Below are 17,073 nucleotides of genomic sequence, written 5' to 3' on the forward strand. Positions count from 1 at the left end.
GAAATGCGGGACATGGCCGGGCCGGCCGCCGGCGGCGGACCGCGGGGCGACGTCCACGACGTCGTCCTCGACGCGCACGAGCTGTATCGGTTCTACCGAGCCGGGGAGGAGGAGACACTCGCCCTGCGCGGGGTCTCGCTGCGGATACGGCGCGGTGAGACCGTCGCCGTCACCGGCCCCTCCGGCTCGGGGAAGTCCACGCTGCTGGCCTGCCTGGCCGGTCTCGACGAGCCCTCCGGCGGCGCCGTCCATGTCGGCGGCGTCCGCATCAGCCACCGCCCGGAAGCCGACCGGGCCCGGCTGCGGGCCCGGCGCATCGGCGTCCTGCTCCAGTCCGGCAACCTCGTCCCGCACCTCAGCGTCCGCGACAACGTCCGGCTGGCCCGGGCCGCGGCGGCGGGCGACGGCCGGCGCAGCGAGGACCTCGCCGCGCTGCTCGACCAGGTCGGGCTCGCGCACCGCGCCCACGCCCTGCCGCAGGAACTGTCCGGCGGCGAACTGGCCCGCGCGGGACTGGCCGTCGCCCTCGCCAACGACCCCGAGGTGCTGCTCGCCGACGAGCCGACCGGTGAACTCGACGGCGGCACCGAGCAGCGCGTACTGGAACTGCTGCGCAAGCGGGCCGAGTCCGGGCACGGGGTGCTGGTCGTGACGCACAGCGCGGAGGCCGTCCGGATCGCCGACCGGGTGATCGCCCTGCGCGACGGAAGGATCGAGGCGTCATGAGCGCAACCTCCATGAACCACGCCCCACGGCAGGGCTCGGACGACGCGCTCGTCGACTGCCGGGACGCGGCGCGGACCTTCGGCCGCGGTGAGACCGCCGTGGTGGCCGTGCACGGGACCACCTTCCGGGTGCGGGCCGGCGACCGGATCGCGATCACCGGTCCGTCCGGGTCGGGCAAATCGACCCTGCTGCATCTGCTGGCCGGGCTCGAACGGCCCACCAGCGGCGAGGTGTTCTGGCCCGCCCTGGCCGGGCCGCGCGAGATCGGCCTGGTCTTCCAGGGTCCGAGCCTGATCCCGGCCCTGAACGTCGTGGAGAACACGGCCCTGCCCCTGGTGCTCGCGGGAGTGCCCGAGGAGCGGGTCCGCCTCACCGCGCTCGCCGCGCTCGCCACGGTCGGCGCGGCGGACCTGGCCGACCGGCTGCCGGAGGAGCTCTCCGGCGGGCAGAGCCAGCGTGTGGCCGTCGCCCGGGTCCTGGCGCGCGCGCCCCGGCTGATCCTGGCCGACGAGCCCACCGGACAGCTCGACCGCGCCACGGGACAGCGCGTCCTGGACGTCCTGACGACGGTGGCCGACGAGACCGGCGCCGCACTTGTCGTCACCACCCACGACCCGGCCATCGCCGAACGCCTGTCCCTGCGCCGGGCCATGCACAACGGACGCCTGCTCGACCCGGCCGAGGAGAGGTCATGACCATCCACCAGTCCCGCCCCGTAACCGCACGGCTCGCCACGGCCACGGCGTGGTCGGGGACCCTCGCCTTCTGGACCCGCGGCCTCGTCCGCCGCCGTACGGGCCGGCTGCTGGCCACTGTCACCGGGATCGCGCTCGCCGTCTCCCTGGTGGCCGCGCTCGGCTCCTTCCTCACCGCGTCGAAGTCGACGATGACCCAGCGGGCGGTGCGCTCGGTGGCCGTGGACTGGCAGGTGGAGGTGCAGCCGGGCGCCGACGCCTCCTCGGTCCTGGGCGCGGTGCGCACGACGCCCGGGGTACGGGCCGCCGCCTCGGTCGGCTTCGCCCGCAGCAACGGCTTCAAGGCCCGTGCCGGCGGCAGCGTCCAGACCACCGGTCCCGGTGTGGTGCTCGGACTCCCCAGCGGCTACGAGGAGTTGTTCCCGCACACGATCCGCCATCTGACCGGCGCCTCCTTCGGGGTGCTGCTGGCCCAGCAGACCGCGGCCAACCTCCACGTCGCACCCGGCGACACGGTCACCGTCGCCCTGCCCGGCGCCCCGCACGCCGACGTCCGGGTGGCTGGGGTCATCGACCTGCCGCAGGCCGACTCCCTGTTCCAGAAGGTGGGCGCCCCGCCCCAGTCGCAGCCCACCGCCCCGCCGGACAACGTGATCCTGCTGCCCGCCGGGCTGTTCGAGACGCTGACCGCACCGGTCGCCGCGGCCGACCCCGCGGCCGTCACCACGCAGATCCACGTGGCCCGCGACGCCCGGCTGCCCGCCGACCCGGCCGCCGCGTTCACCGCCGTCACCCGCGCCGCCCACCACCTGGAGGCGGCCACCTCGGGCGGCGCACTCGTCGGCGACAATCTCGGCGCCACCCTCGACGCCGCCCGGCAGGACGCCCTGTACGCGCAGATCCTCTTCCTGTTCCTGGGTGTTCCCGGTGCGGTGCTCGCCGCCGCGCTGACCGCCGCCGTGGCCGGAGCGGGCGCCGAGCGGCGCCGTCGCGAGCAGGCCCTGCTGCGCGTCCGCGGGCTGCGCGGCCGGCAGATCGCCGCGCTGGCCGGGGTCGAGGCGGGCCTGACCGGTCTCGCGGGCGGGCTGCTCGGCATCGGGGTGGCCGCTCTCGTGGGCCGACTCGCCTTCGGGACGGCCTCGTTCGGGGCACGTTCCGGCTCCGCCGTCGTGTGGTCCGCGGCCGCCCTCGTGTTCGGCCTCGCCATCGCGGCGGCAGCGGTCCTCGCCCCCACCCTGCGCGATCTGCGGGTCGTCACTGTCGCCCGGGTCCGTCGGCAGGTCGGCCGCGGCACCCGCTCGCCGTGGTGGATGCGCTGCGGCCTGGACTTCCTGCTCCTCGCCGCCTCGCTGCTGGTCTTCCGCGCCTCCAGCGGCAACCAGTACGCGCTCGTCCTCGCCCCTGAGGGCGTGCCCAGCATCTCCGTCTCCTACTGGGCCTTCCTCGGCCCCGGCCTGCTGTGGGCCGGCAGCGCCCTGCTGCTGTGGCGACTGGCCACCCTGGCCCTCGCCCACGGGCGCGGCGGCCTGAGCCTGCTGTCCCGCCCGCTCACCGGCTCGCTGGCCGGTATGACCGCGGCCACCATGACCCGACGCCGACGCCCTCTGGCCCGCTCCGTGGTGCTGCTCGCGCTCGCCCTGTCCTTCGCCCTGTCCACGGCCACCTTCAACGCCACCTACAAGCAGCAGGCCGAGGTCGACGCCCGCCTCACCAACGGCGCCGACGTCACGGTCACCGAACCGCCCGGCACACGCACCGGCCCGGGCGCCGCAAGCGCCCTCGCCGTGGCCGGAGTCCGGCACGTCGAACCGGTCCAGCACCGCTTCGCCTACGTCGGCTCGGACCTGCAGGACCTCTACGGCGTACGGCCCGGGACCATCGCCGCCGCCACCTCACTGCAGGACGCCTACTTCGCCGGCGGCACCGCCGCGCAGCTCATGAACACCCTCGCCCAGCGGCCCGACGCCCTCCTGGTCAGCGCCGAGACCGTCAACGACTTCCAGCTCTCCCCCGGCGACACCGTACGGCTGCGCATCCAGGACAGCCGCACCAAGGCTCCGCGCACCGTGCCCTTCCATTACGCGGGCATCGTGAAGGAGTTCCCCACCGCCCCGAAGGACAGCTTCTTCGTCGCCAACGCCTCCTACATCGCCCGGGCCACCGGCAGCGACGCCGTCGGCGCCTTCCTCGTGGACACCGGCGGCACGCACCAGAAGCAGGTCGCCGACCAGCTGCGCCGGCGCCTGGGCACCACGGCCACGGTCACCGATCTCACCGGGACCCGCTCCCAGGTCGGCTCCAGCCTCACCTCCGTGGATCTGTCCGGACTGACCCGCATCGAACTCGGCTACGCCATCGTGCTGGCCGCCGGAGCCGGCGGCATCGTCCTCGCGCTCGGGCTCGCCGAGCGGCGCCGTACCTTCGCCATCGCGACCGTCCTGGGCGCCACCCGCAGGCAACTGCGCGGCCTGGTCCTCAGCGAGGCGGCCGTGCTCACGGCGGCCGGGCTGGCAGGCGGCGCCCTCAGCGGCTGGGCTCTGTCCCAGATGCTGGTCAAGGTGCTCACCGGCGTCTTCGACCCACCGCCCGAGACCATCGCCGTGCCCTGGGTGTACGTGACGGCCACCGTGCTGGTGGCCCTGGCCGCGGTGGCGGCCGCCGCCCTCAACGGGGTACGGCGCTCGCACCGGCCGGCCATCGAGGAGCTGCGGGAGCTGTGACCCCCCGCGGCCCGGGCGGGCCGCCTACGCTGCCTGCCATGCGCACTCCCGCCTCCCCGCCGCCGCACCCCCGCCGTGGCCCCGACCGCGACCGTGGCCGCATCCGCGTGCTCGTCGTCGAGGACGACGACACCATCGGACGCCATCTGGAGACCGGCCTGACCGGCGGCGGATACGCACCCACCTGGTCCCGCACGGGGAGCGGCGCACTGGCCGAGGCCGAGCGGACACGTTACGACGTGATCCTGCTCGACCTCGGCCTGCCCGACGCCGACGGGCTCGACGTCGCCCGCCGGTTGCGCGCCCGCTTCTCCGAGCTGCTGATCATCATCCTCACCGCCCGCGGCGCGGAGATCGACGTGATCGCCGGTCTGGACGCGGGTGCCGACGACTACCTGGTCAAACCCTTCAGCCTCACCGTCCTGCTGGCCCGCCTCCGCGCGCATCTGCGCCGCCGCCCGCCCGCCTCGCCCCAGGAAAATCCCCTGCGCCTCGGCGACCTCACCGTCGACCCGGCCGCCCGGCGCTGTCTGCTGGGTGAGCGGGAACTGACCCTGCGCCCCAAGGAGTTCGACCTGCTCGTGGTGCTCGCGCGGAACGCGGACACGGCGGTCAGCCGGGAGACGCTGATGGCCCAGGTATGGGACGAGAACTGGTTCGGTCCCACCAAGACCCTCGACGTCACCATGGCCTCCCTGCGCCGCCGCCTCACCGAGGCCGAGACCACTGCGCCCGCGCCCGTCCGGCTCCCCCGGATCACCACTCTCCGAGGCCACGGCTACCGGCTGGAGACGTGACGCCGCGCTCCGAAGGCCCGGGCCGGTCGTCCCGCACGCGGTGCGGCCATTGCGGATCACCCGTCCGCTCGCCGCCCGACGGGTGAATACCTCTCCCGGCCGCCCGGCGACGGCGGCCCCGGTCCGGGCGCCGTGGTGACCGGCGCGCGCCTCCTCACGGCCATCCCCGGCCTGGTCATCCATCTGTCGGTGAGGCGTCATGACGTCACCGGACCGGGCCGGGGCGCGCGACACGCTGAGTGACCGATCCGTCACGCCTTCAGGATGCGTTCAGATCGCTGCTGAGAGGCTCGGCCACGACGCGGTCGTGAGTGCGCGGCCGTCCCCCCACCGTCCACGCAACGGCACTCGCCTCGGACGAGCGCCCTGTGGCCAGGCCCTACAGGAGTGTCCGAACGTGGACAAGCCCGAAGCCCGCACCGACCTCGAGGCCGCCGAGGCCCGGAAAAGCGTCGTGCGGAAGCTGCCCGAAGTCACCCTCGTCTTCTGGATCATGAAGATCGCGGCGACCACTCTCGGTGAGACCGCGGGCGATCTGTTCGCCCAGACCCTCAAGATCGGCTACTTCCTCACCACCATCGCCCTGTTCCTCGTCTTCGTCGTGACCCTGGTCGTCCAGCTGCGGTCCCGGCGGTACAACCCCTTCTTCTACTGGACGGTCATCCTGTCGACGAGCATGGCCGGCACGACGATGTCCGACTTCATGAACCGCGACGCCGGCGCCAAGTACCTGTCCGACGGCGCCACTTCGCTCGGCTGGGGACCCCAGGGGCTGGGCCTCGGCTACCCCACCGGTGCCGCGATCCTCATCTCGATCCTGACCGCGATCTTCATCGCGTGGAAGCTGACCGGGATGACCTTCGCGATCCGCGACATCGTCAGTTTCCGTGGGGAGGCCCTGTTCTGGTCGGCGATCCTCGTGTCCAACACGCTCGGCACCTCCATGGGCGACTTCCTCTCCGACAGCTCTGGACTCGGCTATGCCGGAGGCGCCCTCCTCGTCTCCGGGGCGCTCCTGGTGCTGCTCCTGCTCACGCGCGTGCCGTGGGTGCCGAACGTGCTGGTGTTCTGGAGCGCCTTCGTGCTGACCCGCCCGCTCGGCGCCACAGCCGGCGACTTCCTCACGAAGCCGGTCACCAAGGGCGGCCTCGGTCTCGGCACGGTGGGCTCCTCGGCCGTACTGCTGGCCGTCCTGCTCGGACTGATGGCCCACGCCCACCGGCGGGAGAGCAGGCGGACCGTCCCGGACCGGGCCCCCACCGCGCGGGACCGGATCACACGGTGAGCGGGCCGGCCGGCAAGCCGAGAGTCTCGGGGTCAACGCCGGGTCAGGAACTCCGTCACCAGCTCCACCGCCAGGACGATCACCGACTCGTCCGGGGCGAAGCGATCCGAGTGCTGGGGCTCGTCGCCGCCGACGCCGAGCCAGAACATCGTCGCGGGAATGTGTGCGGCCAGGTAGCCGAAGTCCTCCGACGTCATGGTCAGCGCCGTCCCCGCGGAGCCCCTCAAGGCCACCGTCGCCGTCGAGACGCGGTTCGCCGGGGAGCGCGTCCACGTCAGTGAGTGACGGTGCGGGCGCCCGACCTGCGTGCTTCCGGTCAGGCGCCCTGCCGTCCTACCAGTCCACGGCGATGTACTTGCTCTCCGTGAACTCCAGCAGGCCGTCGTGGCCGCCCTCGCGGCCAAGGCCGGACTGTTTGACTCCGCCGAACGGGGCCGCCGGGTCCGACACCACAGGGCGGTTGAGGCCGACCATGCCGGACTCCAGCGCCTCGGACACCTTGAGGCCCTCGGCCAGGTCGCCGGTGTAGACGTACGACACGAGGCCGTACTCCGTGTCGTTGGCCAGCCGAATCGCGTCGTCGACGTGGTCGAAGGGGACGACGGGTGCGACCGGGCCGAAGATCTCCTCCGTCAGGATGGGCGCGTCTGGGGGGACCTCGCCCAGCACGGTCGGCAGGTAGAAGTATCCGGCGCGGTCGGGGGCCGTACCTCCGGCGAGGAGCCGGGCGCCGACATCGACGGTCCCCGAGACGAGTTCACCGACCTTCTTGCGCGCCGACTCGTTGACCAGAGGCCCCACGTCCACACCCGCCTCGAGTCCGGGCCCGACCGTGAGCGCCGTCATGGCCGAGGCCAGGCGGCGGCCGAACTCCTCGGCGATCGAGGCGTGGACGTAGAAGCGGTTGGCGGCCGTGCACGCCTCTCCGCCGTTGCGCATCTTGGCGACCATCGCCCCGGCGACCGCCCGGTCGAGATCGGCGCCTGCCAGGACGAGGAAGGGGGCGTTGCCCCCGAGTTCCATGGAGGCGTTCACCACCGATCCGGCGGCCTGGCGCAGCAGTTCCCGGCCGACCTCGGTGGAACCGGTGAACGACACCTTGCGGACCCGGGGGTCGGCGAGCAGGACTTCCGCGATCCGGGCGCTGCGGCGTGACGGGACGACGTTGACCACGCCGTCCGGCACACCCGCCTCCGCGAGCAGCGCCCCGAGCGCGAGCGCCGTGAGCGGGGTGTCGGAAGCGGGCTTGAGGACGACGGTGCAGCCCGCCGCCAAAGCAGGGCCGATCTTGCGGGTCGCCATGGCGGCCGGGAAGTTCCACGGCGTGATGAGGAGCGCCACGCCCACGGGCTGTCGTAGCACCATGATCTTGTTGGTGCCGGCCGGTGCCGTCTGGACGGAGCCGGCCGCGCGCACCGCCTCCTCGGCGTACCAGCGGAAGAACTCCGCGGCGTAGGCGACCTCGGCACGCGCGTCGGCCAGGGCTTTGCCGTTCTCGCGGACGATGAGCTCGGCGAACGCCTCGGCGCGCGCCGTCATCAGCTCGAACGCCCGCCGCAGGATCTCGCCGCGCTCGCGCGGTGCGGTGGTCCGCCAGCCGTCCAGCGCGGCGTGGGCGGCGTCCACGGCCCGTTGCGCGTCCTCGACGGTGGCGTTCGCCACCTCCGCGAGGGGCTCGGCGAGGGCCGGGTCGATCACTTCCAGGGTTCCGCCGTCGGCCGCCGTCGTCCACCCGCCGCCGATGAACAGCCGGGTGGGCGTGTCCATACCAGTGATCATGCAGAGCCTCCCATGGCCGGTCAGTCGACGCTCTTGGCGACGGTCTCGACGATGCGGGCGGTGCTGGGGAGCGTCGCGTCCTCCAGGACGTCCGCGGCCGGCAGCGGCACATGCGGGGTGGTGATCCGCACCAGCGGCCCGTCGAGGGACGTGAATCCTTCCTCGGCGACGATGGAGACCAACTCCGCGCCCCAGCCGCACAGTCGGGGGTTCTCCTCGACGGTGAACAGCCGGCCGGTCTGTGCGAGGGAGCCCAGCACCGTGCTCACATCGAGCGGGACGAGGCTGCGCAGATCGATGACCGTGGCGTCGATGCCGTACTGCTGCTGGAGTTGCTCGGCGGCAGCCAGGGTGCGCGGAACCATCAGCCCGAGCGACACGAGCGTGACGTCGCCGCCGTGGCGCAGCACGCTCGCCGTGCCGAGCTGGTCGACGATGTCGCCCTCGGGCACGTCGGCCTTGGTGGGGTACAGCCCCTTCGCCTCCAGGAAGACCACGGGATCGGGGTCGCGTACGGCGGCGGCCATCAGACCGACGACGTCGGCGGGGTTCGAGGGGGCGACCACCTTCAATCCGGGTACGGCCATGGCCCAGTTGGCGATGTCCTGGGAGTGCTGCGCGCCGAAGCGCAGGCCCCCTCCGTTGCCGGACTTGATGACGAGGGGGAAGGTCATCTGACCGTTCGTCATGTAGCGGGACTTGGCGATCTGGTTGACGACGAGGTCCCAGCAGACCGCGAAGAAGTCGGAGAACATGATCTCGGCGATGGGCCGCAGGCCCGTCATGGCCGCGCCCATGGCGGCACCGAGGATGGCCTGCTCCGAGATGGGGGTGTCGCGCACCCGGGCCGGGCCGAACTCGTCGAGCAGGCCGGCCGTCGTCTTGAACACGCCCCCGGCCGCGGCGACGTCCTCGCCGAGGAAGACGATCGACTCGTCCCGCCGCATCTCCTGCGCGATACCACGGGCGACCGCGTCCCGATAGGTCAGTTGCGCCATGATGCACCTCCGCCGGCCCATACGTCCTTGAGCACCAGGTCCTCGCCCGGCTGCACTCCTGCCTTCGCCGCCTCGGTCGCCTCGTCCACGAGGCACGCCGATTCGGTCTCGATGTCCTCCAAAGTGGCCTCGGCGACGCCCAGTTCGAGCAGCCGCTGCCGGTAGACGGGGAGCGGGTCGCGCTTCAGCCACTCCTCGACCTCCGCCGCGGGGCGGTACTTGGCCGGATCGGCGCGGGAGTGGCCGCCGTGCCGGTAGGTCTTGGCCTCGATGAGGGAGGGGCCCTCGCCCGACCGGGCGCGGGTCAGGGCCGCGAGCGCGGCCTCATGGACGGCCTCGGGGTCGTTGCCGTCCACGACGACCGGCTCGAGACCGTACGCCGCGGCCCGGTCGGCGGCCGGGTTCGGTACGGCGGTCACGGAGCCGATCGGCGTGTACTCCATGTACAGGTTGTTCTCGCACACGAACACCACGGGCAGCTTCCATACGGCCGCGAGGTTCAGCGCCTCGTGGAAGGCGCCGATGTTGGTGGTGCCGTCGCCGAAGAAGCAGACGGCGACCTGCTCGGTGCCCCGGTACTGGGCCGACCAGGCGGCTCCGGTGGCGATCGGGAGATGGGCGCCGATGATGGCGTACGAGCCCATCATCCCGTGCTCGACGGACGTCAGATGCATGCTGCCGCCCTTGCCTGCCATCAGTCCGTTGGCCCGGCCCATGAGCTCGGCCAGGATGCCGGTCATCGGCACGCCGCGGGCGAGGGTGTGGGCGTGGCCGCGGTAGGTGGCGAAGGTGTAGTCGTCGTCGCGCATGGCGACGCCGAAGCCGGCGGCGACGGCCTCCTGGCCGAGGGAGAGGTGGCTGGTGCCCTTGACGAGGTTCTGCAGGAACAGGTCGTAGGCGCGCTTCTCCATGCCGCGCATCTGCACCATCTGCCGGTAGAGCGCGAGCCGGGTGGGCTCGTCGAGAGCCGGCGCGACTTGCCGGGCCTGGAGTGTGGTCACGATCCGTACCTCCCTTGTGTCTAGTAGGGGTTGGCGACGAACAGTTCCTGCGCGGGGAAGAGGGTGAGGACGCGCGCGCCGTCGGCGGTGACCACGACTTCCTCCTCGATGCGCGCGGCGGAGTAGCCGTCGACGGCCGGGCAGTAGGTCTCCAGCGCGAAGACCATGCCCTCCTCGATCTCGGCAGGGTGTTCGAGGGAGTTGAGGCGGCTGATGATGGGCCGCTCGTGCAGGCCGAGGCCGAGTCCGTGGCCGAACTGCAGGCCGAAGCAGTCCATTTCGGTGGCGAATCCGAAATCGGTGGCCTTGGGCCAGGCCTTGGCGATGACGTCGGTGGTCTGTCCGGGGCGAACCAGTTCGATGGCGGCGTCGATCCACTCGCGGGCCCGGGTGTACGCGTCGCGCTGCGCCGGGGTGGAGGAGCCGACGTTCAGGGTGCGGTAGTAGCAGGTCCGGTAGCCCTGGTAGGACTGGATGATGTCGAAGAAACAGGTGTCGCCGGGGCGGATCAGCCGGTCGGTGAAATTGTGCGGATGGGGGTTGCACCGCTCACCCGACACGGCGTTGATGGCCTCGACGTCGTCCGAACCCTGCTCGTAGAGGTACTTGTTGGCCAGCGCGACGATGTCGTTCTCGCGCACACCGGGCTTGAGGGCCTCGGAGATCTGCTGGTAGGCGCCGTCGACCATGGCGGCGGACTGCGAAAGGAGCATGATCTCGTCGGGGTTCTTCACAGCGCGGGCGTCCAGCATGACCTGCTGGGCGTCGACGACCGTGAGTCCGGCGCGCTGCATCTCGAACAGGAATGGCGGCTCGACGATGTCGATGCCGACGGGCGCGTCGGCGACGCCGTGGTCTGCCAGGATGCCCTTGAGCTCGGCAACCGCCCTGTGCATCAGGCCGACTTCGGGTGCGACGGCGCCGCGCAGGCCCAGCATTCCGGCGCGGGAGTTCTCCGGTCGCAACCAGGGCGCGTACAACTGGTGGTGGCGGGCGGCGGAGCCGAAGTCCCAGACCATCGGCTCGTGGTCGCGGGTCAGCAGCGCGTAGCGGGTCATCTTGTCCCGCGACCACTCGCCGATCATCGTGCCGGTGACATAGCGGATGTTGTTGACGTCGAAGAGCAGGACCGCGCCCAACTCCGAGGCGTCCAGGGCGGCTCGGGCGCGGGAGAGCCGGTAGGCGCGCAGCCGGTCGAAGTCGACGCGGGTCTCGAAGTCGACGGCGGTGTGTCCGGGGGCCGCGAGCAGCGGGGTGGTGGTCACCTTCTTCTCCTGTCCGTGTGAGGGTGGTTCACGAGGCGGCGCTCAGGCCGTCGGAGACGTCCGCGTCCTCGGGCACGAGGGTCAGCCCGGCCGAGCGGGCCTCCTCCGAAAGCAGTACGGCGAAGTCGGTGTCGTGGTGTCCGCGGCCGAGGGACTGCTGGACGATGTGGTGGGTCAGCGCCGCGACCGGCATGGGGACCTCCAGCTCGCGGGCGGCGGCGAGGCCGAGATCGAAGTCCTTGCGCAGCAGCTCGGGTGTGAAGGTGGGCGTGAAGTCGAGGTTTACGAAGGCGGGGGTCTTGTAGCGGGTGAAGACCGAGCCGAGGACGGAGCCGTTGAGGAAGTCGAGGAACGCGGCCCGGCTCACGCCTCCCTTCTCGGCGAGCACGGTGATCTCGGCCATCGACTGGGTGACCACGCCGAGGAAGATGTTGTGCGCGAGCTTCACCAGCCGGGCCACGTCGTCCCCTCCGGCGTAGGTGACCGAGGCGGCCACGGTGGTGAGCAGCGGCTCGGCCTCGTCGAAGACCTCGCGGGGGCCGGAGGCGACCATGGAGAGCCGGCCCGCCTTGACGACCTTGGCGTTGCCCGAGACGGGGGCCACCAGCAGTGCGGTGCCGGCCTGTTCCGCTTCCTTGCGTACCTGTGCCGAGACGTCCTCGGAGACGGTCGAGCAGTCGACGAGGATGCGGGGCTTGGCGGACTGCCGCAGGATGCCCTGCTCGCCGAGGGTGACCTCGGCGAAGTCCTTGCTCGCGCTGACCATGGTGAACACGATGTCGCGGTCGGCCAGTTCGGCGGCGCTGTCCACGATGGTGGCGCCCAGTTCGGTGAGCGGCTCGCACTTGCTGCGGGTGCGGTTGTAGACGGTGACGTCGTGGCCCGCGCGCAGGAGCCGGGACACCATGGCGTAGCCCATGCGGCCGGTGCCGGCCCAGCCGATGGTGGGAGGGGTCGTGGATTCGGTCATGTGTCAGTCCTGTGGGGTGCGGTCGCCGGCGGGCGACGGGACGGAGGAGGCGAGAGGTGTGGCGGTCCGGGCGCCGGCCCCGAGATAGAGCCGGCCGACCTCCGGATCGGAGAGCAGATCGGCGCCGGAGCCCGTCAGGGCGATCCGGCCGCCTTCGAGGACGACGCCGGTGTGCGAGACGGCCAGGCCGGAGCGGGCGTTCTGCTCGACCAGGAGCACGGAGCGTCCGGCGGCGGCGAGGTCCGCGACGTTACGGAAGACGGCGGTGCGGGACTTGGGGTCGAGCCCGATGGAGGGCTCGTCCAGGAGGATGAGGACCGGGTCGAGCATCAGGGTCCGCGCGATCTCCACGGTCTTCTGCTCGCCGCCGGACAGGGAGCCGGCGTGGGCGCCCGCCCGGTCGGCGACCAGCGGGAAGGAGTCGGCGATCCGCTCCCAGCGCTCGGCGATCAGGCGCCGGTCGCGCAGGACGTAGCCGCCCATCTCGACGTTCTCGCGCACGGTCATCGCCGGGAAGAGGCTGCGGTCCTGGGGTACGTGGACGATGCCGCGCAGGAGCCGTTCCCGGGAGCTGAGGCGTGAGATGTCCTCGCCCTGGAAGGTGACGGTGCCGGAGGCCGGCTTCAGCAGCCCCGAGATCGTCTTCAGGGTGGTGGACTTGCCCGAGCCGTTGGGCCCGATGAGGCAGGTGACCCGTCCGGCGGTGACGGTCAGGTCGACGCCCTTCAGGATGAGGCCCGCGCCGTATCCGGCGGTGACGCCGTCCAGGGTGAGCAGGGACTTCGCGGGGTCGGAGGTGGTGTCGGTCATCATTCCCCCAGATAGGCGTCGAGGACCCGGGGATCGGCCTGGATGTCGGCGGGTACACCGGCCGCGATGGGCCGGCCGCGGTCGAGGACGACGACGGGGTCGCACAGCCGCATCACCAGGGGCATGTCGTGCTCGACGATCAGGAAGGTCACTCCCTGTTCGTTCCTGGCGCGCATATGGCGCTCCATCGTCTCGATCATCACCGGGTTGACGCCGGCGGTGGGTTCGTCGAGCAGCACCAGCCGCGGGTCCGCCATCAGCACGGCGGCGAACTCGCACAACTTACGCTGGCCGTAGGAGAGTTCGGCCGCCTTCAAATTGGCCTTGGCGGACAGCCCGAAGTCCTCGAGCAGTTCGTCGGCGCGGGCCCGGTCGGCGCGGGCGGCACGCGGGGCGAGCAGTGCGGTCCAACGGTGGCCCGCGGCGGCGATCAGATTCTCCCGTACGCTCAACGAGCCGAAGATTCTGGCCTGTTGGAAGGTACGGGTGAGTCCGCGGTGGTACAGCACCGCCGGGTCGGGCCGCCGGTAGGTGGTGCCCGCGAACCGGAGCGAGCCGGAGTCGGCAGGCAGATAGCCGGTGATCATGTTGAACGCGGTCGTCTTGCCGGACCCGTTGGGACCGATGAGCGCCGTCACGGAGCCTTCCTCGACGTCGAACGAGCAGTCGTCCACCGCCCGTACGCCGCCGAAGGTCTTGGTGAGACCGCGCACTTCTAGGAGTGCCGTCATCGTCGGCCCACCCGCTTCCCGAGCCGGTCCGCGAGCGAGGGGAGGATGCCGCGGGGCAGGACGAGCATCACGACGAGGAACAGGGCCGCGTATCCCAGCAGGTGCAGCGAGTTGGCCCCGAGCCGGTAGGCGAGGTACTGCTGCACGGGTACGACGAGGAAGGCGCCGAGCACCGGACCCCACAGCGTGCCCCGCCCGCCGAGGTACACCATGAGCACCATGCCGATGGTCACCAGGGGGTCCACCGCGAACGGGGGATAGACGAAGGACACGTAGTACGCCCACACCGCGCCCACGGCACCGGTGAGGCCGACCGACAGTGCGAACGCCGCGAGTTTGGCGACTCCCGTGGGGGCGCCGATGCCGCGGGCCTTGTCCTCGTCGTCGCGGACGGTCGCCAGGACCAGGCCGAGCCGGGACTGCATCACGAGTGCGGTCAGTGCGACGGCTACGGCGAGCAGGGCCACCAGCACGTAGTAGAAGGGGAAGGCGAAGTAGGCGACGTCGAAGGGGGCCGGGCCGATCCCGATGCCCTGCGCTCCGCCGGTGAGTCCGCGGGCGTTGAACGCGAGGGTCTGGACGACGAAGACCAGGGTGATCGTGACGATCGCGAAGGTCGCGGCCCGGGTGCGCATGGCGATCCAGGCGACCGGCAGCCCCACCAGCGCCGTACCGACGGCCACGGCCGGCAGCGCGATGAACGGTTCCCAGCCGGAGACGGGCGGATGGTGGTGGAACCAGATCGCCTCGGCGTAGGCGCCGATGCCGAAGAACGCGGCGTGGCCGAGCGAGGGATAGCCGGCGAGGCCGCCGACCAGGTTCCAGGCACTCGCCATCGTGGCGTACATGAGCGTGAAGATGAGCAGGTTGACGATCCACGGCTGGCCCACCGTCCAGGGCGCGGCCAGCAGGACGGCGAAGACGACGACCGGCACGGCGATACGCCACAGCCTGGGGTGGCGCACGAGTCCGGGGCGGGGGGCGGCGGTCACGGGCGTGGCGGAGAGGGTGGAGGTCACAGCGCCCCCCGAAGCCGGGCTCCGAACAGCCCCTGCGGGCGCAGCAGCAGGACGAGGAGGAGCGCCGCGAAGAAGGTGAATCCGGCCCAGGACGGTGACCAGGTCGCGGCCACCACCGCCTCGGCCACGCCCATCAGCACACCGGCCACGACGGCTCCGCCGAGGCTGCCGAGTCCGCCGAGGACGACGATGGCCAGCAGGCGCGCGATGAGGTCGTAGTGGCTGCCCGAGTTGAAGGGGTAGACCAGGCCGAACACCGCGCCCGCGGCGCCGGCGGTCGCCGTGCCCAGGCCGAAGCCGAGCGCAGCGACGCGTTCGGGGTTGACGCCGAGCAGCCGTGCCGCGGTCGGGTTCTGCACGGTGGCCCGCACCGAGGCGCCGAAGCGCGTGCGGTGCAGCAGCAGCCACAGTCCGCCCAGGACCGCGAGGGACAGCCCGAAGGCCGCCAGCCGGGTCACGGGCAGTCGGTAGTCGCCCAGGTGCCAGGCGGTGTCGCGGTAGCCGGTGTTGATGGAGCGGAAGGTCGTCTTGTAGACCGACGCGAGGACGCCTTCGACGGCCAGGGCGACGGCGAACATGACGAGCAGGCTGAGCTCGCCGTCCGTGCTCCTGAGCGGCCTCAGGAAAACCCACTGCACGGCGACGCCGAGCGCGAACATCAGGGGGGTGACGATCAGGATGCCGACGAAGGGGTCGATGCCGGCCCAGGTGAACAGGGTGTACGACAGATAGGCGCTGAGGACCACCAGCGCGCCCTGGGCCAGGTTGATCACCCGCATGATGCCGAAGACGAGGGTCTGGCCGCTGGCCATCAGGGCGTAGACGCCGCCGGTGAGGATGCCGAGGAGGATCGCCTGGAGGAGGGTGTGCACGTCCGCTCACTCCCCCCAGGCCGGCTTCGCGGTGACCGGACTCGCGGCCGCAACGTCGGCCGGGTACACCGGGGTCAGCCGCTGCTTCTGCCACTGGACGAGGGTGTAGTGGCCCTTCGGCTGCCCGTTGGCGTCCCAGGAGAGCTCGCCCACCGGTGTCTGCCAAGTGCCGGAGTGCAGCGCCGAGATGATGCTCTTGTTGTCGAGCTTCCCGGTCTTCTTCGCGACCTGCTCGATCAGTGTGCCGACCGAGTACGCCTCGGCGCTGGTGGTGTCGATGTCCGTCTCCGCGCCCCCGTACTTCTTGAGGTACGCCTTGACGAACTCTGCGGCACCGGGCTGCTCCGAGCCGGCGAACCAGTCGCCCGTGGTGAAGATGCCCTCGGTGTTGTCCTTGCCGACCTTGTCGGGGAACTCCACCGGGTTGTTGGCGCCGTTGGAGACGAACAGCCAGTGGGGGTTGAAGCCCAGCTGGATCATCGCCTTGACCTGGCCGTAGGCGTCCTCGGACTGCGTGCCGGAGACGAGCAGGTCGGGCTTGGCCGACGCCACCTTGGTGATCACGGGGGTCAGGTCGGTGAGGTTGTCGGGGTAGGTCTGGGCGTACACGGTCTTGACGCCCGCCGCTTCCAGGCGCTTGCGGACGTTGTCGGCGAGCGGGGCGGCGAACGGGTCGTCAAGCGAGGCATACGCGGCAGTCTTCGGACGCTTGGCGGCCGGCAGGGAGAGCAGGTAGTCGACGAAGATGTCGCCCTGTTCGACGATGGCGGCGGGCTGGACGAAGAACAGGTTGTCCATGTGCTGTTCGAAGACCTTCGGTCCGCCGCCGGCGGGCTCCAGGAAGGCGTATCCGTAGCGCTTGGCGACCTGGGAGGCCGGGATGGTCAGCAGGCTGGAGTAGGGGCCGACGACCAGGTCGACCTTGTCCTTGGTGATGAGGTTGGTGTAGTTCGTCGTGACCTGGTTCGGGTTGGAGGTGTCGTCGACGAGCTTGAGGGAGACCTTGCGCCCGAGCACACCGCCGCGGGCGTTGACGTCGGACACCCACAGGTCGTAACCGCGCTTGGCGGCCTTGCCGGGATCGGCGAAGTCCCCCGTCAGGGAGAGCGAGACGCCGATCGTCAGCGTGTCCTTGTCGGAACTCCCACCGGCCCCCTGGGCGGCCCCGCCGGTCGCGGGCCCGCAGGCGGCCAGTGCCGCCGCGGTCGTGGCCGCCAGCACCGCCAGGACCCCACGGCGGCGGCTTCGGTGTCCTCTGACCATCAGTGGCAATCGATTGTCTTCCACGGCGAGCCGTCCCTACGCTCAAAGAGGGGGAAAATTCATGGCCATTCAGGGCGATGCGGCAGGGCACCGTTCGGTGTCGTGCGCACCGCTCCGCAATCGGTTGCCGCGAAGTTAGGCT

The 17,073-nt window shown here is 71.5% G+C and carries 16 protein-coding genes; 5 read left to right on the forward strand and 11 right to left on the reverse strand.

Annotated elements, in window-relative coordinates; translation table 11 throughout:
• Positions 1 to 12: 12 nt before the first annotated feature.
• The 5 genes from ACFYXB_RS09850 (at position 13) to ACFYXB_RS09870 (ending at position 6,223) form a co-directional block, all read left to right on the forward strand.
• Positions 13 to 726, forward strand: coding sequence for an ABC transporter ATP-binding protein (locus tag ACFYXB_RS09850; RefSeq protein ID WP_389580250.1), 714 nt, complete (start codon positions 13 to 15; stop codon positions 724 to 726).
• Positions 723 to 1,421 carry an ABC transporter ATP-binding protein gene (locus tag ACFYXB_RS09855; RefSeq protein ID WP_389579781.1) on the forward strand — a complete coding sequence of 233 codons (699 nt, stop codon included), beginning with the start codon at positions 723 to 725 and terminating at the stop codon, positions 1,419 to 1,421. The genes ACFYXB_RS09850 and ACFYXB_RS09855 overlap by 4 nt, the downstream gene beginning before the upstream one ends.
• Complete coding sequence (locus ACFYXB_RS09860) at positions 1,418 to 4,141, forward strand: FtsX-like permease family protein (protein ID WP_389579784.1); 2,724 nt, start codon at positions 1,418 to 1,420, stop codon at positions 4,139 to 4,141. Before ACFYXB_RS09855 ends, ACFYXB_RS09860 begins: the two co-directional genes overlap by 4 nt.
• 38 nt (positions 4,142 to 4,179) lie before the next feature.
• Positions 4,180 to 4,938 (forward strand): response regulator transcription factor, encoded by a 759-nt coding sequence (locus ACFYXB_RS09865; RefSeq protein WP_389579787.1) that lies wholly within the window; start codon positions 4,180 to 4,182, stop codon positions 4,936 to 4,938.
• A 397-nt stretch (positions 4,939 to 5,335) separates the two neighbouring features.
• Positions 5,336 to 6,223 carry a hypothetical protein gene (locus tag ACFYXB_RS09870; protein WP_389579790.1) on the forward strand — a complete coding sequence of 296 codons (888 nt, stop codon included), beginning with the start codon at positions 5,336 to 5,338 and terminating at the stop codon, positions 6,221 to 6,223.
• A 32-nt stretch (positions 6,224 to 6,255) separates the two neighbouring features.
• Here ACFYXB_RS09870 and ACFYXB_RS09875 read toward each other — a convergent pair whose 3' ends face one another.
• The 11 genes from ACFYXB_RS09875 to ACFYXB_RS09925 all read right to left on the reverse strand — a co-directional run bounded on the left by ACFYXB_RS09875 (position 6,256) and on the right by ACFYXB_RS09925 (position 16,889).
• Positions 6,256 to 6,420 (reverse strand): hypothetical protein, encoded by a 165-nt coding sequence (locus tag ACFYXB_RS09875; RefSeq protein ID WP_389579792.1) that lies wholly within the window; start codon positions 6,418 to 6,420, stop codon positions 6,256 to 6,258.
• Between the two features lie 136 nt (positions 6,421 to 6,556).
• Entirely contained in the window at positions 6,557 to 7,990 is a 1,434-nt protein-coding gene (locus ACFYXB_RS09880; RefSeq protein ID WP_389579794.1) for an NAD-dependent succinate-semialdehyde dehydrogenase, read from the reverse strand.
• 32 nt (positions 7,991 to 8,022) lie between these two features.
• Positions 8,023 to 9,000, reverse strand: a complete 978-nt coding sequence (locus ACFYXB_RS09885; RefSeq protein ID WP_389579796.1) for an alpha-ketoacid dehydrogenase subunit beta — start codon at positions 8,998 to 9,000, stop codon at positions 8,023 to 8,025.
• Positions 8,988 to 10,001, reverse strand: coding sequence for a thiamine pyrophosphate-dependent dehydrogenase E1 component subunit alpha (locus ACFYXB_RS09890; protein WP_389579799.1), 1,014 nt, complete (start codon positions 9,999 to 10,001; stop codon positions 8,988 to 8,990). Before ACFYXB_RS09890 ends, ACFYXB_RS09885 begins: the two co-directional genes overlap by 13 nt.
• Before the next feature lie 20 nt (positions 10,002 to 10,021).
• Entirely contained in the window at positions 10,022 to 11,266 is a 1,245-nt protein-coding gene (locus ACFYXB_RS09895; protein ID WP_389579802.1) for a M24 family metallopeptidase, read from the reverse strand.
• 28 nt (positions 11,267 to 11,294) lie between these two features.
• Positions 11,295 to 12,236: an NAD(P)-dependent oxidoreductase gene (locus tag ACFYXB_RS09900; protein ID WP_388505751.1), complete on the reverse strand. Its 942-nt coding sequence runs from the start codon at positions 12,234 to 12,236 to the stop codon at positions 11,295 to 11,297.
• 3 nt (positions 12,237 to 12,239) lie between these two features.
• On the reverse strand, positions 12,240 to 13,046 hold the full coding sequence (locus ACFYXB_RS09905) for an ABC transporter ATP-binding protein (RefSeq protein ID WP_389579805.1): 807 nt from the start codon (positions 13,044 to 13,046) through the stop codon (positions 12,240 to 12,242).
• Positions 13,046 to 13,777: an ABC transporter ATP-binding protein gene (locus ACFYXB_RS09910; RefSeq protein WP_389579808.1), complete on the reverse strand. Its 732-nt coding sequence runs from the start codon at positions 13,775 to 13,777 to the stop codon at positions 13,046 to 13,048. The genes ACFYXB_RS09905 and ACFYXB_RS09910 overlap by 1 nt, the downstream gene beginning before the upstream one ends.
• Complete coding sequence (locus ACFYXB_RS09915; RefSeq protein WP_389579811.1) at positions 13,774 to 14,796, reverse strand: branched-chain amino acid ABC transporter permease; 1,023 nt, start codon at positions 14,794 to 14,796, stop codon at positions 13,774 to 13,776. The genes ACFYXB_RS09910 and ACFYXB_RS09915 overlap by 4 nt, the downstream gene beginning before the upstream one ends.
• On the reverse strand, positions 14,793 to 15,668 hold the full coding sequence (locus ACFYXB_RS09920; protein ID WP_351353886.1) for a branched-chain amino acid ABC transporter permease: 876 nt from the start codon (positions 15,666 to 15,668) through the stop codon (positions 14,793 to 14,795). Before ACFYXB_RS09920 ends, ACFYXB_RS09915 begins: the two co-directional genes overlap by 4 nt.
• Before the next feature lie 6 nt (positions 15,669 to 15,674).
• The gene (locus ACFYXB_RS09925) at positions 15,675 to 16,889 is read right to left on the reverse strand and encodes an amino acid ABC transporter substrate-binding protein (protein WP_389579815.1); all 1,215 of its coding nucleotides are present in this window, start codon (positions 16,887 to 16,889) and stop codon (positions 15,675 to 15,677) included.
• Positions 16,890 to 17,073: the final 184 nt, after the last annotated feature.

The organism is Streptomyces sp. NPDC002619, assembly GCF_042889305.1.
Lineage (GTDB): Bacteria > Actinomycetota > Actinomycetes > Streptomycetales > Streptomycetaceae > Streptomyces.

Coding starts and splice junctions, on each gene's coding strand:
- ACFYXB_RS09880 (WP_389579794.1), bottom strand. CDS start 7,990: ATGGACACGCCCACCCGGCTGTTCATCGGCGGCGGGTGGACGACGGCG.
- ACFYXB_RS09855 (WP_389579781.1), top strand. CDS start 723: ATGAGCGCAACCTCCATGAACCACGCCCCACGGCAGGGCTCGGACGAC.
- ACFYXB_RS09875 (WP_389579792.1), bottom strand. CDS start 6,420: ATGACGTCGGAGGACTTCGGCTACCTGGCCGCACACATTCCCGCGACG.
- ACFYXB_RS09865 (WP_389579787.1), top strand. CDS start 4,180: ATGCGCACTCCCGCCTCCCCGCCGCCGCACCCCCGCCGTGGCCCCGAC.
- ACFYXB_RS09900 (WP_388505751.1), bottom strand. CDS start 12,236: ATGACCGAATCCACGACCCCTCCCACCATCGGCTGGGCCGGCACCGGC.
- ACFYXB_RS09885 (WP_389579796.1), bottom strand. CDS start 9,000: ATGGCGCAACTGACCTATCGGGACGCGGTCGCCCGTGGTATCGCGCAG.
- ACFYXB_RS09850 (WP_389580250.1), top strand. CDS start 13: ATGGCCGGGCCGGCCGCCGGCGGCGGACCGCGGGGCGACGTCCACGAC.
- ACFYXB_RS09860 (WP_389579784.1), top strand. CDS start 1,418: ATGACCATCCACCAGTCCCGCCCCGTAACCGCACGGCTCGCCACGGCC.
- ACFYXB_RS09905 (WP_389579805.1), bottom strand. CDS start 13,046: ATGACCGACACCACCTCCGACCCCGCGAAGTCCCTGCTCACCCTGGAC.
- ACFYXB_RS09910 (WP_389579808.1), bottom strand. CDS start 13,777: ATGACGGCACTCCTAGAAGTGCGCGGTCTCACCAAGACCTTCGGCGGC.